Annotated in this window: 14 protein-coding genes; 7 read left to right on the top strand and 7 right to left on the bottom strand. The window is 45.5% G+C overall.

Annotation, left to right across the window (positions count from 1 at the left end; all coding sequences use genetic code 11):
* Nucleotides 1-3: 3 nt before the first annotated feature.
* The 4 genes from kdpC to kdpF are packed head-to-tail and all read right to left on the bottom strand — an operon-like array spanning nucleotide 4 to nucleotide 4,476.
* Nucleotides 4-585, bottom strand: a complete 582-nt coding sequence (gene kdpC / locus FE392_RS10535) for a potassium-transporting ATPase subunit KdpC (protein ID WP_319930177.1) — start codon at nucleotides 583-585, stop codon at nucleotides 4-6.
* A gap of 20 nt (nucleotides 586-605) precedes the next feature.
* Nucleotides 606-2,672 carry a potassium-transporting ATPase subunit KdpB gene (gene kdpB / locus FE392_RS10530; protein WP_319930176.1) on the bottom strand — a complete coding sequence of 689 codons (2,067 nt, stop codon included), beginning with the start codon at nucleotides 2,670-2,672 and terminating at the stop codon, nucleotides 606-608.
* A gap of 16 nt (nucleotides 2,673-2,688) precedes the next feature.
* Nucleotides 2,689-4,386: a potassium-transporting ATPase subunit KdpA gene (gene kdpA / locus FE392_RS10525; protein ID WP_319930175.1), complete on the bottom strand. Its 1,698-nt coding sequence runs from the start codon at nucleotides 4,384-4,386 to the stop codon at nucleotides 2,689-2,691.
* Nucleotides 4,387-4,476, bottom strand: a complete 90-nt coding sequence (kdpF, locus tag FE392_RS10520) for a K(+)-transporting ATPase subunit F (protein WP_092507274.1) — start codon at nucleotides 4,474-4,476, stop codon at nucleotides 4,387-4,389.
* A 351-nt stretch (nucleotides 4,477-4,827) separates the two neighbouring features.
* Between kdpF and FE392_RS10515 the strand changes: the two genes are divergently transcribed.
* Together FE392_RS10515 and FE392_RS10510 are read left to right on the top strand one after the other, a co-directional pair.
* Nucleotides 4,828-5,037 carry a YbfA family protein gene (locus tag FE392_RS10515; RefSeq protein WP_319930174.1) on the top strand — a complete coding sequence of 70 codons (210 nt, stop codon included), beginning with the start codon at nucleotides 4,828-4,830 and terminating at the stop codon, nucleotides 5,035-5,037.
* 385 nt (nucleotides 5,038-5,422) lie between these two features.
* Nucleotides 5,423-6,166, top strand: coding sequence for a type 2 GTP cyclohydrolase I (locus FE392_RS10510; protein ID WP_319930173.1), 744 nt, complete (start codon nucleotides 5,423-5,425; stop codon nucleotides 6,164-6,166).
* A gap of 123 nt (nucleotides 6,167-6,289) precedes the next feature.
* On the opposite strand, the gene FE392_RS10505 is transcribed toward FE392_RS10510, so the two are convergent.
* Complete coding sequence (locus FE392_RS10505; protein ID WP_319930172.1) at nucleotides 6,290-7,411, bottom strand: MFS transporter; 1,122 nt, start codon at nucleotides 7,409-7,411, stop codon at nucleotides 6,290-6,292.
* A 119-nt stretch (nucleotides 7,412-7,530) separates the two neighbouring features.
* On the opposite strand from FE392_RS10505, the gene FE392_RS10500 reads away from it, so the two are divergent.
* Nucleotides 7,531-8,328, top strand: coding sequence for an AraC family transcriptional regulator (locus FE392_RS10500; protein ID WP_319930171.1), 798 nt, complete (start codon nucleotides 7,531-7,533; stop codon nucleotides 8,326-8,328).
* A 90-nt stretch (nucleotides 8,329-8,418) separates the two neighbouring features.
* Here the strand turns inward: FE392_RS10500 and FE392_RS10495 are convergent, their stop codons facing one another.
* A complete protein-coding gene (locus FE392_RS10495) occupies nucleotides 8,419-9,309 on the bottom strand; it encodes an alpha/beta hydrolase (protein WP_319930170.1) in 891 nt (296 codons plus the stop codon).
* A 452-nt stretch (nucleotides 9,310-9,761) separates the two neighbouring features.
* Nucleotides 9,762-11,045: a citrate synthase gene (locus tag FE392_RS10490; RefSeq protein WP_319930169.1), complete on the bottom strand. Its 1,284-nt coding sequence runs from the start codon at nucleotides 11,043-11,045 to the stop codon at nucleotides 9,762-9,764.
* Between the two features lie 621 nt (nucleotides 11,046-11,666).
* On the opposite strand from FE392_RS10490, the gene sdhC reads away from it, so the two are divergent.
* From sdhC to FE392_RS10470, 4 genes are read left to right on the top strand one after another with little or no spacing between them, the layout of a single operon-like run.
* Nucleotides 11,667-12,056, top strand: coding sequence for a succinate dehydrogenase cytochrome b556 subunit (gene sdhC / locus FE392_RS10485; protein WP_038237426.1), 390 nt, complete (start codon nucleotides 11,667-11,669; stop codon nucleotides 12,054-12,056).
* On the top strand, nucleotides 12,050-12,397 hold the full coding sequence (gene sdhD, locus FE392_RS10480) for a succinate dehydrogenase membrane anchor subunit (RefSeq protein WP_092507267.1): 348 nt from the start codon (nucleotides 12,050-12,052) through the stop codon (nucleotides 12,395-12,397). Before sdhC ends, sdhD begins: the two co-directional genes overlap by 7 nt.
* The gene (gene sdhA / locus FE392_RS10475) at nucleotides 12,398-14,164 is read left to right on the top strand and encodes a succinate dehydrogenase flavoprotein subunit (protein WP_319930168.1); all 1,767 of its coding nucleotides are present in this window, start codon (nucleotides 12,398-12,400) and stop codon (nucleotides 14,162-14,164) included.
* Nucleotides 14,165-14,191: 27 nt separating this feature from the next.
* Nucleotides 14,192-14,908 (top strand): succinate dehydrogenase iron-sulfur subunit, encoded by a 717-nt coding sequence (locus tag FE392_RS10470; protein WP_319930167.1) that lies wholly within the window; start codon nucleotides 14,192-14,194, stop codon nucleotides 14,906-14,908.
* Nucleotides 14,909-15,171 lie beyond the last annotated feature (263 nt).

Here is a 15,171-nt window from a genome sequence, read left to right as displayed (position 1 = left end):
ATTTTATCTGCCTTTTGGGTTCAGATTATCCAGAGCAAGATTAAGTTCCAATACATTTACCACGGGTTCCCCCAGATATTCCAGCAAAGGATATTCAGTGTGTTTCTGAATTAATGCATTGACGGTTTCCAGCGGGATATGACGGATGGCCGCCACACGCCGTGCCTGAAATTCAGCAGCCTGCGGTGAGATGTGGGGATCAAGGCCACTGCCCGATGCCGTGACGAGATCGATGGGGATCGGACGATTTTCTGGATAATTGAAAAGACGTTCCCAAACAATCTCTTTGTGCAGTTTGTTGAGTAACGCAGGATTGGTTGTTGCGAGATTGCTGCCCCCGGATGATAGGGGGTTATAAGGGCTTTCTGCCGTCATGGAAGGGCGGCCATGAAAGTAGATGCTCTTGGTAAAATTTTGCCCGATTAATTTGGAGCCGATTTTTTCACCGTTTTGTTCGATTAGCGAACCTTGTGCCTGATGGGGAAATAGGGCTTCTGATATCCCCGTGACCAGTAGCGGATAGGCAATACCTGTGATGAGAGTAAGAAATATCAGCAGGATAATGGAAGAACGTAACCAGATCATTTTCATCACCTTATCTGAAATTATTTGAGGAACAAGGCAGTCAGTAATATGTCAATGAGCTTGATGCCGATAAAGGGCACCAGCAAACCGCCCAGTCCATATATCCATAAGTTCCGGCGCAAGAGCGACAGTGCGTTCATCGGGCGATAACTGACGCCTTTTAAGGCCAGTGGGAGCAGGAAAATAATGATGATCGCATTGAAAATAACCGCAGACAGCACAGCAGACTCCGGAGAATGAAGGTGCATGATGTTCAGGGTATTGAGCTGGGGGTAGGTAATGGCAAAGGCGGCAGGAATGATGGCGAAATATTTGGCTATGTCATTGGCAATACTGAATGTGGTCAGAGAACCGCGGGTCATTAACATCTGTTTGCCGATATGTACCACTTCAATCAACTTCGTGGGGTTGGAATCGAGATCCACCATATTTCCCGCTTCTTTTGCCGCTTGTGTTCCTGAATTCATGGCAACGGCAACATCAGCCTGTGCCAACGCAGGGGCATCATTTGTCCCGTCTCCCGTCATGGCAACCAGCCGGCCTTCAGACTGGTATTGGCGGATAAGGGCCAGTTTTGCTTCGGGAGTCGCTTCCGCCAGAAAATCATCAACGCCTGCTTCGGCCGCAATTGCTGCCGCAGTCAGATGATTATCTCCGGTGATCATGACGGTTTTTATTCCCATTCTGCGCATCTCGCTGAAACGTTCTTTAATTCCGCCTTTGACGATATCTTTCAGGGCAACCACACCCAAGACCCGCTGGTTTTCTGCAACGACCAAGGGTGTTTCTCCTTTGTGCGCGACTTGTTGCACCAAGAGATCGATAATTTCCGGAAATTTGCTGTGATTAGCTTCAATATGGCGGCGAATGGCATCAACAGCGCCTTTACGGATAGTCCGGTTATCTATGTTGACCCCGCTCATGCGCGTAATGGCAGAAAAAGGCACAAATTTAGCGTTCAATGCCAGAAGATCGCGCTCACGCATATTGAAACGCTGTTTTGCCAAAATCACGATACTGCGCCCTTCGGGGGTTTCATCAGCAAGGGAAGAAAGTTGGGCAGCATCAGCCAATTGCTGCTCCGTGACTCCGGGAGCGGGCAAGAATTGAGATGCCTGACGATTGCCCAACGTGATGGTTCCGGTTTTATCCAGCAGCAGGACATCCACATCACCAGCGGCTTCAATGGCGCGCCCGCTTGTTGCTATCACATTGGCTCCCAACATGCGGCTCATGCCCGCAACACCAATGGCTGAAAGCAATCCGCCAATGGTAGTGGGAATGAGGCAAACCAGCAGCGCCACAATAACGGTAAGAGTTATGGGGCTGCCGGATTGGCTGACTTCTGCGCTGAATTGCGAGAAAGGCAGCAGGCTTACACAGACGAGCAGGAAAATGATGGTCAGTGCAGTCAGCAAAATCGTGAGAGCGATTTCGTTGGGGGTTTTCCGTCGTTTGGCACCTTCAACCATGGAAATCATTCTGTCCAGAAAGGTTTCCCCCGGATTGACGGTGCATTCAATAAGCAACCAATCTGATAAAACCCGTGTACCACCCGTGACGGAAGAAAAATCTCCCCCGGATTCCCGGATGACAGGCGCTGACTCCCCAGTAATGGCACTTTCATCAACGGAAGCACCTCCTTCAAGCACTTCACCGTCACAGGGAATAATTTCCCCAGCTTCTACCAGCACGATATCGCCTTTGCGCAAGGTATCGGACGTGACTTTTTCTTTTGCTGATTCGCGGTTGGATGAGGCCAGCTTAGTTGCCCAACTGGTTTTTTTTACCCCTTTGAGGCTGGATGCCTGAGCTTTGCTGCGTCCTTCCGCCAGTGCTTCTGCAAAATTGGCAAACAGGACGGTAAACCATAGCCAAAGGGCAATGGAACCGGTAAACAGGGCATTGCCGGTTATATTACCCGTCACTATGCCGCACCATAAAAGGGTGAGCAGACAACTACCCAGATAGACGACAAACATGACGGGATTGCGCCATTGGTGAGCTGGATGGCATTTTTTAAATGAATCGATAAGAGCATGGCGAATCAAAGTCGGTTCAAATAATACTTGTTGTTTATTTTTCATGATTGACCTTTCACTCTCATTGCCAAAGTTGTAAATGTTCTGCGATGGGGCCAAGGGCCAGAGCAGGAATAAATGTGAGTGCACCAATCAGCAAAACAACCAGAACCAATAACCCGACAAAGGCAAAACCGTAGGTTGGCAAAGTACCACTGCTGATAGGCTGGCGTTTTTTATTGCTCATGGAGCCTGCAATGGCAAGGACTGGCAGGATGACGCCAAAGCGTCCCAAAAACATGGCGGAACCTAGCAATACGTTATAAAAGACACTATTGGCATTCAGGCCTGCAAAAGCACTGCCGTTGTTGTTGGCTGCGGATGAAAGTGCATAAAGTATTTCCGTGAAGCCGTGAGCTCCGGGGTTGGCAATGGCATTGCGCCCGGCGTCGGTTGAAACTGCCAATGCAGTGCCCAGTAAAACAAGTGAAGGCGTAATCAGAATTGCCAGTGCGACCATTTTCATATCATAGACATCGATTTTTTTGCCTAAGTATTCGGGGGCCCGGCCAATCATCAATCCTGCGATAAATACGGCCAGCAGAACAAACAGCAACATGCCATAAAGCCCGGAGCCTGTCCCGCCGAAAACTACTTCACCGATCTGTATTAACCAAAGTGGGATCATTCCTCCTAAAGGGGTGAATGAGTCGTGCATTGAATTGACAGCACCACAGGACGCGGCTGTGGTAACGACACTATAGAGGGAGGATGCCAGAATACCGAAACGGGATTCTTTTCCTTCCATATTAAAATGCCCATTGATTTTCGTGATATCGAAATGGGGGTTGCCTGCGGTTTCGGCGTACATGACAACGGCTGCTGCGATGATAAAAATAATGCTCATTGCCCAGAGCAAAGCGTATCCCTGACGATTATCGCCAACGACTGTCCCGAATGCGAAACACAATGCGCTGGGGATCAGGAAAATAGCCAGAACCTGTACGAAATTACTGAGCGAAGTTGGGTTTTCAAATGGGTGGGCTGAGTTTGCACCAAAAAAACCACCGCCATTGGTTCCCAACAATTTTATGGCTTCCTGAGAGGCAACAGGCCCCATAGGAAGCAATTGCTGTTGGCCTTCAAGGGTATGGATAGGGATATAAGGGGAAAAATTTTGGATAACGCCTTGGCTGACAAAAAATAATGCAACAATGATGGCAAGCGGAAGCAGTAAGTACAACGTGATGCGGGTAATATCAATCCATGCATTTCCCAATGTGTTTACACCCTGACGGGAAAAAGCTCTTATCAGAGCAAAAACCACTGCAATACCTGTTGCCGCAGACAGAAAATTCTGCACGGTCAATCCGGCCATTTGGCTCAGGTAACTGAGGGTATTTTCACCGCTGTAAGCCTGCCAGTTTGTATTGGTGATAAAACTTATTGCGGTATTGAGTGCCAGATCCCATTTCATACCCGCAAAATGTTGTGGATTCAGGGGTAAATGAGCCTGATTCATTAACAGGATAAACAGCAACAGTAATCCTGCGACATTGAATACCAAGACAGCAAGAGAATATTGCCACCAGTTCATTTCCTTGATGTTGCTGCCGGGCTTTTGCAGCCCACAGCAGCGCCACAGGCCTGATTCTGCTTTTGTCAGCCAGCGGGGTAGCTCCCCTTCAATCAGATTGGCTATCAGATTGCCGAGCGGCTTACTCAATAAAAACAGAATAAGCAGGAAGCTGGCAATCAGTAAAAAAGCCGATGCTGCCATTTAGAAATCCTCCGCATTTAATAATGCATAAATCAGATAGATAAGTAACAGCACCACCAAAAGAAGACCAATGGTGAGGGATATATTCATGGTGTGTCTCCTTACTTATTTCTTTAAAAACTAGCTAGTTACAGCATAGAAATGACCATACAAAGAAGTTGTTAAAAGAGAGCACGAAAGTATAAAAAAAGTGTAAAAGGTAACAGGGAGTAACTAAAAAAATTGTTATTAAAGCAAGTGTAGCAAACCTTATAAGGTTAATTTTTTGTTTTTAATTTGTTTGTTTTGTTTCTTTTTAGGTATCTGTTTTGTAATTAAATTACGAATAGAGAAGAAAATGAGGGTTTATAGATCAAAAAAGTGGTCGGATGAGTAGTAAGTTTTCATTTTATCAGGTAATATTTTGTACATCTTACATATTTAACCCGTGAGGAGGTTACCATGTCTACATATCGTTCTTACTCTTGGCATGAGATTCTCTTGCGGCGTATTGGCGTTATCGCTTTGGGCGCCATTGCGCTTCCTGTTATGCTGTTTCGTCACGACCGTGCTCGTTTTTACAGTTACTTGCACAAAGTATGGTTAAAAACCAGTGATAAGCCTGTTTGGCTGGCATCTTCAGAAATAGCCGCAAGCATTCGAAATCGCTAAAGGGGTGTTCCTTCACTTTTCTATTTTTCAGGTTCCTATTCCTGTCTTCGTATCTTTAATCTGAACGAATGCCTGGATTGTTGTATCTTGGATATTGCATCCTGAACATAGTATTTCAGATTCATTATCCGAGGCTCAGCCCTTGAGTTAAGCTATGGCCTTTGATTTAAGGTATAGCATTTGGACACCTTGTCGGTTTATTCTGGCAAGGTGTTTTGTTTTATCTGCCATCAAGATCTATGCTTGCTTTTCCGGTATGTTGACCAACCTGTTTTGTTATAGTCATCAGTAAACAAGGGAAAGACTGATCCATGAATGAAGGGAAAAGTCTTGATGGCAGTTATTTATTTTTATGGCGAAAAAGCAACGTGACAGGGGGAATGTGATGAACAATGTTGAGTTGGAACATGTGCTTAATACGGAATTGAATGTCCGTGAATTTCAAGATTATGCCCCTAATGGACTACAAGTGGAAGGCCGCCCCCATGTTCAGCGGGTTGTCACCGGTGTGACAGCTTGTCAGGCATTGTTGGACGAAGCGGTTCGGCTGGAGGCAGATGCTGTCATTGTCCATCATGGCTATTTTTGGAAGAATGAATCGCCGGTTATTCGTGGCATGAAACGCCGCCGTTTGCAAACTCTGCTTTGCAACGATATCAATTTGTATGGTTATCACCTTCCATTGGATGCCCACCCTACATTGGGAAACAATATTCAATTGGCCCGCCAAATGGGGGTTAAGGTTATCGGGAGCATTGAACCGCTGCTTCCTCATGGTGCCTTCGATCAACCCATTACTCCGGCAGAATTGACCGAGCGCATTGAGAAATCATTGGGCCGCGAAATCCTGCATTGTGGTGATAATGCGCCAGCTGAAATCCGTACATTGGCATGGTGCACGGGTGGTGGTCAGAGTTTCATTGAGCAAGCGGCTGAGTTCGGGGTTGATGCATTCGTCACGGGGGAGGTATCAGAAAAGACTATTCATGTCGCCCGTGAAATGGGAATGCATTTTTTTGCTGCCGGGCATCATGCAACAGAGCGTTATGGAATTAAAACCCTCGGCGAATGGTTGAGTAATCATCATGGTCTGGATGTGACTTTTATCGATATACCCAACCCTGCTTGAGGTTATTGCTCCCATGTTGCCTGACGCAATGTGAGATCCATATAGCATCATTTCGTAAAATACAGTCCCCAGTATCCGGCCAAGGCTGTGGGGACTTTTTACGATTTATTGACTCAATGTGGTTTATTTATGCCGAATGGCTAAAAGCACCATGACAATCCCGCAACTGATCAGTACACAACCTAAAGCCTGACTCCATCCTGCCAACGTCAAGCCAAGACCGAGCAATAAATAATAGAACAGCCCCAGCAAGGCACCCGCCGTGCCCAGCCGATCAGTGTAATGATGCAAAGCTGAAGCCAGAATATTTGGAATGGCAAGCCCATAAGCGATGACAACCCCGAGCATAGGAAAGACGAATAACAAGCTATTTTCCAGCAGGTATACGCCGATGCCAGCCAACAGGTTAATTGATGAAGCAAAGATCACCAGTTTGGTGGAGCTCCATTGTTGTTTTAAGAGATATTTGTTTAGCATCGAGCCGCATCCGACACCAAAAGTCAGTAACAGGCCGGTATAACCAAACAGCTCCGGAGATAATTCCAATTGTTCGAAACGAAACGGTGCTAATTGGTAGTAGCTGAACAGGCACAGATTAAAGAAGGCAATTAACAACGCATTTCGCCAAATTGAAATATCTTTAAGCATCATGGTTGCCGTGTGGAATAAAGCAACCTTTGTGACATTAATTGGACGGGTTTCAGGCAAGCGGGCAACCGACCAACTCGTCAGGATCACGGCGAGCATGAACAAGCCCGCAAATACACCTTTATACCCGGCAAAATAGTTCAGTGCTGAACCGCTGAGCATGCCAAGGGCAGGGCTGGCCGCCAAGGCAATGCCCATAATGGAAAAAACACGTACCAATTCTTCTCCTTTATAGGTATCGCGCATAATAGTTTGCGTGCCGATGGAACCTACGGCGGCCCCGAAAGCAGACAGTCCTCTGGCAACAAGCAGTAGCCAGAATTGCTGTGTCCACAGTGCCAGCAGGGAAGCTGCTCCATAGAGTGATAAACCTGTGATGATAGCCGGACGCCTGCCAATGACATCACACATGCGCCCCCATACGACAACACCGAAAGCAAAGGCAAAAAAGTAGAGTGATAAGGTTTGGGCCGCTTGTTCTGAACTGACAGAAAATCCACCTGCGATATTGGTTAATGCAGGGCTGTAAATGGTTTCCACTACCTGCGGGAACATCAATAAAGCAATGGCAAGCCAAAGCGATGGTTTGTTTTGCATATCTTTTCTTCTGAGGATTAAGTATTCATGGCTGGGAGGTTAGCATTTTGCCGAATGTCCATTTATGATAATAAAGACAGTTTATTTATATTATCGGACATTGATTGGATGGAATTGGTATGGCATGGTTGCAGCAAAGTGATCATTTTGATCCAGACAGTTTTAATACCCCAGTAATAGGGATCGCGGCGGAAATGGGGCAACATGATTCCGGCTTCCATCAGCATAATATGGGGCAGTTATTGTTTACCCAACGGGGTTGCATCAAGATCACACTGGAAAACCAGCTTTCCATCCTGCCACCGACCAGAGTGGCATGGATCCCTCCGAAAACACGTCATCGGGCCGAAATGCGAGGTTCAGTCGGCTATCGTTCCATTTATCTGAATCCTGCTGAAACTGGATGCATTTCAGCGCAATGTGAGGTGTTGGAAGCCACGGCACTATTACAGGCACTTTTGGAATCTATCGCGCTATCCCCTTTCGATGCCAACTGGCATCAGGGTAGAGGAGTGCATTTATTGGCGTTATTTTTTGATGAGATCCGTAACGCACGCAGAGAACCAACGTTGTTGCCGTTGCCTGTTGATCGGCGTTTGATGAATTTATCATTTGAGCAATTGCCGCCACCTTTGCAGATACTTGCAACCTATATTGGAGCTAGTGAGAAAACGATCACTCGGATATTTCATCGCGAAACGGGAATGAATTACCAGCAGTGGCGGCAACAATGGAGGCTGGTAAAATCAATAGAGTTATTGGCGCAGAATAAAACATTATCTTATGTGGCACAGGAAGTTGGTTTTACCAATGACAGCGCATTTGTAACGTTTTTCCGTAAAACGATGGGCAGGCCACCAAGAGAGTATATGGCGTCTTCATCAGCATCGATAAATGATGGACAAGGCAGTCTTTGATGGGCTGCTTTGTGTGAAACTTTGGCCATTGGGTTAACTGTCCTAACTCTTTTTTTACTTTGAAATGGGTTAGGACGAAGATTCGGTCAATTAGTATAGCGTTTCAAGATGCTGGCTTAATGCTTCCTGAGTTTGGAACAGGCAATCAAGGTGAGCACTTTGTTGGAGTATTTTGAAGTTGAGTAATTTATTGCCATATTCACTGGCAAACTGAGACATGGCGACCGGATCAAATAGCTCATCTTCTTCGGCAGCAAGCATAAGTGTTGGTAAGGGCAGGGCCTCAATTTGTTTGGCTGGTTGGCGAGGCGTTAAGGCATTAGCCATATTGACGCCATAATACTGTAAAAAATTTGGATGTAACGCCCTGATGTTGTCAGGAAAATTCAACTGAACGGCGGGATAATGGCCAAAAAGCAGGCCGCCGGATATTGAGTTTATAATAAATGGCCACTGACGAACATCAGCAAAACGAACTAATAAATTACTGCGATGAATACCTGTAGCAAACGGGCCCAGTTCTGGAGCCAGCAATACAAGGCTGTCTACCTTGTGGGCAGGCTTGTGTCGGGTAAAATAATTTATCAGCATTCCTGCCCCACTGGAATGACCCATCAGATGAAGGCGAACAGCCGGAAAATGAGCTTTTAACTCAGTTATAACTTGATCTACATCGCGCCAGATAATAGCCGGTTGGGAAACGGTTCCTCTACTTCCAACGGAATTACCGTGTCCACGAATATCGACCAGACACACGGCAAGATTGTTTTCAGTAGTCAGTTGGCGAGCAAGAATATCGTATCCGGCATCCATATTGACGCCACCACCGTGATAGACAATGAACAGATCATTTGCCGCATTCTCTGGTTCATAAAGACGATAGTGTAGCCCTTCTGTGTAGGCCGTTTTCACTTTCACTGGAATAGCAAATTTTTCGGCAAGTAATGCTGCCTTCTCATTAAACTGATCAAAATTAATCACGATAATAATTTCCTGTTCGTTTATTTTTCTTCCACTGATTTTTTCACTTACCGCCTTCTTTGAGGGGGGCATTTCAAACTTCAAGTATCATTTTTGGGTTGAAGGAAATGGTGAAGTTTACGGAAAGACAGAATCCATTGATTACCATTTGGATAATAATTAATTCAATTATTCTGCTGAAATTATCATTCTAAGATAGCCAACAGAACTCTTTTTATACTTCGATAGCAAATCTATTTATTGGAAAAGGTATTTTTTAACGAGCTTATTTTCCCGTTCAATATATTTATCCATATGCTTAATATTTTGTTTTCGGAAAAATGAACCACTGGGTATAAATAATGACCTGCTCATAAACAACTACACCCCTAATATCAGATTAAAAGCTGATATGAGAGGTGTAGATATACGCTATTTGAATTATTCGAAATGGCGTTATCGGTGTGACTTATTTATTTTTTTAACTTGCTTTGGAAAGCACGTTCAGTGTATCCAGTGTAAAGCTGGCGAGGACGAGTGAGTTTCAGACCTTCGTCATGCATTTCATTCCAGTGGGCAATCCAGCCAATAGTACGGGCGATTGCGAAAATTACAGTGAACATTGATGATGGAATACCCATTGCTTTCAGGATAATACCGGAATAGAAATCAACGTTCGGATACAGTTTTTTCTCAATGAAGTACGGGTCATTTAACGCGATACGTTCCAGCTCCATCGCGACTTCCAGCAGGCTGTCATTCAGCCCCAGTTCATTCAGTACTTCATGGCAGGTTTCACGCATGACGGTTGCACGTGGATCGTAGTTTTTGTAAACACGATGACCAAAGCCCATCAGGCGGAAAGAGTCATTTTTATCTTTGGCGCGCGCAATGAACTCAGGAATGTGCTCAACGGTTTGGATTTCTTCCAGCATACGCAGGCAGGCTTCGTTTGCGCCACCATGTGCAGGCCCCCACAAAGATGCAATGCCAGCCGCAATACAAGCAAATGGGTTTGCGCCGGAAGAGCCAGCAGTACGTACGGTGGAGGTTGATGCATTTTGCTCATGATCTGCATGCAGAATAAAGATGCGATCCATGGCACGTTCCAGCACTGGATTAACCTTATACTCTTCGCAAGGTGTAGCGAACATCATGTACAGGAAATTCGCGGCATAAGAGAGATCGTTGCGTGGATAAACGAAAGGCTGACCCAGAGAATATTTGTAACACATTGCTGCCACAGTTGGCATTTTGGACAGCAGGCGGTAAGCAGTGATTTCACGGTGGCGAGGATTATTCACATCCAAAGCATCATGATAGAAAGCAGCCAATGCCCCTGTCACGCCACAAAGTACGGCCATTGGGTGAGAATCACGGCGGAAACCGTGGAACAAACGGGTAATCTGTTCATGAATCATTGTATGGCGAGTAACCGTCGTCTTAAATTTTTCATATTCTTCGGGAGTCGGTGGCTCGCCATATAGCAGAATGTAGCAAACTTCCAAATAATTTGACTTAGTTGCGAGTTGGTCAATAGGAAAACCACGGTGTAACAAAATGCCTTCATCGCCATCGATATAGGTGATTTTAGACTCGCAGGAAGCGGTGGAAGTAAAGCCAGGATCGTAGGTATAGAAGCCTTTTGAGCCGAGAGAACGGACGTCAATTACTTCAGAACCTAGGGTTGGCGTCAGTACGTCTAGTTCGATAGCAGCTGAACCATTTATGTCCAACGTAGCCTTTTTATCAGCCATGTACATCTCCTTAGCGCTTATATTTATAACCCCTAACAACCAGATAGGCGCAATTTATACTGTGCCAAAGGCATTGTGCTACCGGAGAGAATTTAAAATCAGGCAGGTATCACATTTAACGCTGAAATTTTATCGCAGGTGACAATGGTTTCAGGTTGTTAAAAAGTTTTCGGATATTATGTTTAAAGTATTATTAACATAAAATGTTATCATTTTGTGCTTATACGATACTTTCGCATAACGTCTGTTTATTTTTACGTTTACTTTTTCATCGAAAAACGACGGCAAATAATATATAACGGCCTATATGTAAGGTAAATGTTTAATCTTTGTCAAACAAGATAATAAATTTTATGGTAAATGTTTGAAGCGTGATCCTTCTCACTGTTCAAGCTAAATGTTAATAATCATATTGTGTGGGAATTGTAATAACAATGTGAAGTACTTATACTTCGTGCAGGTCTCCGGATTACCCTGATGTAGGAGCACCCAGCGTAACCAAATCACAACTTTGTTATGAACGTTTAAGGATTGTTAATTTAATCATGTTGTGTCTTTGTATCCTCTTAGCGCTGTCTGATTCCCGCCCAGGACCGGAGGATGGAAAATAAAAAAAGCTTTGTGGGCAAAATTGTGAAAAAACAAAGACCTGTCAACCTTGATCTGCGGACGATTAACCAACCCGTCTCCGCAATAGCGTCGATCTTGCACCGTATCTCAGGCGTCATCACCTTCATCGCAGTGGGTATTTTGCTGTGGCTGTTGGGTATGTCCCTGTCTTCGCAGGAGGGGTTCCTGCAAGCTTCTGAAATCATGACTGGTTTCTTCGCCAAATTTATCCTGTGGGGGATATTGACGGCGTTGGCTTACCATATTTGTGGGGGAATCCGTCATGTGCTGATGGATTTTGGATTCTTGGAAGAAAACCTCGCTACCGGTAGTGCCTCTGCCAAAGTAGCAATAGTAATCGCGGTTATTCTGTCTATTCTGGCTGGAGTATTATTATGGTAAGCAACGCATCCGCATTGGGTCGTACGGGTATTCAGGACTGGCTGCTGCTGCGCGCATCCGCAATTATTATTGTTTTGTATGTCCTTTACCTTGTTGGTTTTGTTGCAACGACGTCGGATATAACCTATGAAGTCTGGCGTGGTTTCTTCTCTTCATCCCTGACTAAAGTGTTCACCGTATTGACGCTCCTTTCTATTCTGGTTCATGCCTGGATTGGTATGTGGCAGGTGCTGACAGACTATGTCAAACCTCTCGCAATGCGTCTGGTGCTGCAATTGGTGATTATTGTGGCGCTGTTATCTTATTTGATTTACGGAACAATTGTTGTGTGGGGTGCATAAATGAAACTGCCAGTAAGAGAGTTTGACGCTGTTGTTATCGGTGCTGGTGGCGCAGGCATGCGTGCTGCACTGCAAATTTCACAAATGGGTTTATCCTGTGCTTTGATCTCCAAAGTATTCCCAACCCGTTCTCATACTGTATCAGCACAGGGCGGCATTACTGTCGCTTTGGGTAATACCCATGAAGATAACTGGGAATGGCACATGTACGATACGGTGAAAGGTTCTGATTATATTGGTGATCAGGATGCCATTGAATACATGTGTAAAACTGGCCCGGAAGCCATTCTTGAATTGGAACACATGGGCTTGCCATTTTCCCGTCTGGATGATGGCCGTATCTATCAACGTCCATTTGGCGGGCAATCCAAAAACTTTGGTGGTGAACAAGCTGCCCGTACTGCGGCGGCGGCTGACCGTACCGGTCACGCCTTATTGCATACTTTGTATCAACAGAACTTGAAAAACCACACGACTATTTTCTCTGAGTGGTACTCTCTGGATCTGGTTAAAAACCAGGACGGCGCAATTGTCGGTTGTACCGCTATTTGCATTGAGACCGGTGAAGTCGTTTATTTCAAAGCCAAAGCGACTATTTTGGCAACTGGTGGTGCTGGTCGTATTTACCAATCCACAACGAATGCGCACATCAATACTGGTGATGGTGTTGGTATGGCATTACGTGCAGGTGTTCCTGTTCAAGATATGGAGATGTGGCAATTCCATCCAACCGGTATCGCGGGTGCGGGTGTTCTGGTGACAGAAGGCTGCCGTGGTGAAGGTGGTTACCTGCTGAATAAAGATGGCGAGCGTTTCATGGAGCGTTATGCGCCAAATGCCAAAGATCTTGCCGGCCGTGATGTGGTTGCTCGTTCCATCATGATTGAAATCCGTGAAGGCCGTGGCTGTGATGGCCCATGGGGACCTCACGCGAAATTGAAGCTGGACCATCTGGGCAAGGACGTATTGGAATCCCGTCTGCCGGGTATTCTCGAATTGTCCCGTACTTTTGCTCACGTCGATCCAGTAAAAGAGCCGATCCCAGTCATTCCAACCTGTCATTACATGATGGGCGGCATTCCGACGAAGATCACAGGCCAAGCGTTGACCATCAACGAAAAAGGCGAAGATGTTGTGATCCCGGGCTTGTTTGCTGTGGGTGAAATTGCCTGTGTATCCGTTCACGGAGCAAACCGTCTGGGTGGTAACTCATTGCTCGATTTGGTGGTATTTGGTCGTTCTGCCGGCGTGCATTTGAAAGAGTGCCTGATGGAGCAAGGAACCAGCCGTGATGCCAGCGAATCTGATGTTGACGCTGGATTGGAGCGTTTGAACCGTTGGAACAATACCCGTTCAGGTGAAGATCCTGTTGCAATCCGTAAAGCTCTGCAATCTTGCATGCAGCATAACTTCTCGGTGTTCCGTGAAGGCGATGCAATGGCGAAAGGTCTGGATGAGCTGAAAGAGATCCGCGAACGTCTGAAAAATGCACGTTTGGATGATACGTCATCAGAATTTAACACTCAGCGCATCGAATGTCTGGAATTGGATAACTTGATGGAAACGGCTTATTCGACAGCAGTTTCTGCTAATTTCCGTACAGAAAGTCGTGGGGCTCATAGCCGTTTTGATTATCCAGAACGTGATGATGCGAACTGGCTGTGCCATAGCCTGTACTTACCGCAGACTGAGAGCATGACTCGCCGTGAAGTGAATATGCAGCCAAAACTGCGTGAAGCTTTCCCGCCGAAAGTCCGTTCTTACTAATTGCGTCCAGTTGCGGAGAAATAGATTATGAAACTTGAATTCTCGATTTATCGCTACAATCCAGATGTAGATGATGTACCTCGTATGCAGGACTACACCTTGGAAGCAGAAGAAGGCCGGGACATGATGCTGCTGGATGCACTTATCCAGTTGAAAGAGCAAGATCCTACTCTGGCATTCCGTCGTTCTTGTCGTGAGGGTGTTTGTGGTTCTGACGGCGTGAATATGAACGGCAAAAATGGTCTGGCCTGTGTGACACCAGTATCAGCATTGCGCCGTGGCAATAAGAAAATTGTTATTCGTCCACTGCCTGGTTTGCCTGTAGTTCGCGATCTGGTTGTTGATATGGGGCAATTTTATGCGCAGTATGAAAAAATCCGCCCATATTTAATTAATGATGGTAAAAATCCACCATCACGTGAGCATCTGCAATCACCAGAGCAGCGTGAAAAACTGGATGGGCTCTATGAATGTATTCTGTGTGCCTGCTGTTCGACGTCTTGTCCGTCGTTCTGGTGGAACCCGGATAAATTTGTAGGCCCTGCGGGTCTGTTGGCTGCATACCGCTTCCTGATTGATAGCCGTGATACAGAAACAACTTCGCGGTTGGATAATCTGAACGATGCTTTCAGTGTGTTCCGCTGTCATGGAATTATGAACTGTGTCAACGTATGTCCGAAAGGGCTGAACCCGACAAAAGCAATTGGGCATATTAAGTCTATGTTGCTGAAACACAGTGCATAAATAAATCCTGCGCATAAATAGCACATAAATTGCGTGCAAAAAGTGCATATGATGTTGCCCTCCACAATTTTGAAATAAATATGAAATCGGTGGAGGGCATAAAGAATGAAAAATGATAAATTGCCTACTGCTAAAAAAGACGAAGCATGTTTCTAAATAAAGGAACCTTTAAAAACTGATATTCAGTTTTTAAAGGTTCCTTGAAGGGTAGGAAAACCCAAATTAAAGAACATGCATTAAGCACGTCCAAATGAACCTTTTAC

Source organism: Xenorhabdus santafensis, from assembly GCF_033949405.1.
In the GTDB taxonomy this organism is placed as follows: Bacteria; Pseudomonadota; Gammaproteobacteria; order Enterobacterales; family Enterobacteriaceae; genus Xenorhabdus; species Xenorhabdus santafensis.
This window is presented reverse-complemented; position numbering and strand designations above follow the sequence as displayed.

Excerpts from the sequence above, each read along its gene's own strand:
- kdpC (WP_319930177.1), bottom strand. The coding sequence starts at position 585 with ATGATCTGGTTACGTTCTTCCATTATCCTGCTGATATTTCTTACTCTC.
- kdpB (WP_319930176.1), bottom strand. The coding sequence starts at position 2,672 with ATGAAAAATAAACAACAAGTATTATTTGAACCGACTTTGATTCGCCAT.
- kdpA (WP_319930175.1), bottom strand. The coding sequence starts at position 4,386 with ATGGCAGCATCGGCTTTTTTACTGATTGCCAGCTTCCTGCTTATTCTG.
- kdpF (WP_092507274.1), bottom strand. The coding sequence starts at position 4,476 with ATGAATATATCCCTCACCATTGGTCTTCTTTTGGTGGTGCTGTTACTT.
- FE392_RS10515 (WP_319930174.1), top strand. The coding sequence starts at position 4,828 with ATGTCTACATATCGTTCTTACTCTTGGCATGAGATTCTCTTGCGGCGT.
- FE392_RS10510 (WP_319930173.1), top strand. The coding sequence starts at position 5,423 with ATGAACAATGTTGAGTTGGAACATGTGCTTAATACGGAATTGAATGTC.
- FE392_RS10505 (WP_319930172.1), bottom strand. The coding sequence starts at position 7,411 with ATGCAAAACAAACCATCGCTTTGGCTTGCCATTGCTTTATTGATGTTC.
- FE392_RS10500 (WP_319930171.1), top strand. The coding sequence starts at position 7,531 with ATGGCATGGTTGCAGCAAAGTGATCATTTTGATCCAGACAGTTTTAAT.
- FE392_RS10490 (WP_319930169.1), bottom strand. The coding sequence starts at position 11,045 with ATGGCTGATAAAAAGGCTACGTTGGACATAAATGGTTCAGCTGCTATC.
- sdhD (WP_092507267.1), top strand. The coding sequence starts at position 12,050 with ATGGTAAGCAACGCATCCGCATTGGGTCGTACGGGTATTCAGGACTGG.
- sdhA (WP_319930168.1), top strand. The coding sequence starts at position 12,398 with ATGAAACTGCCAGTAAGAGAGTTTGACGCTGTTGTTATCGGTGCTGGT.
- FE392_RS10470 (WP_319930167.1), top strand. The coding sequence starts at position 14,192 with ATGAAACTTGAATTCTCGATTTATCGCTACAATCCAGATGTAGATGAT.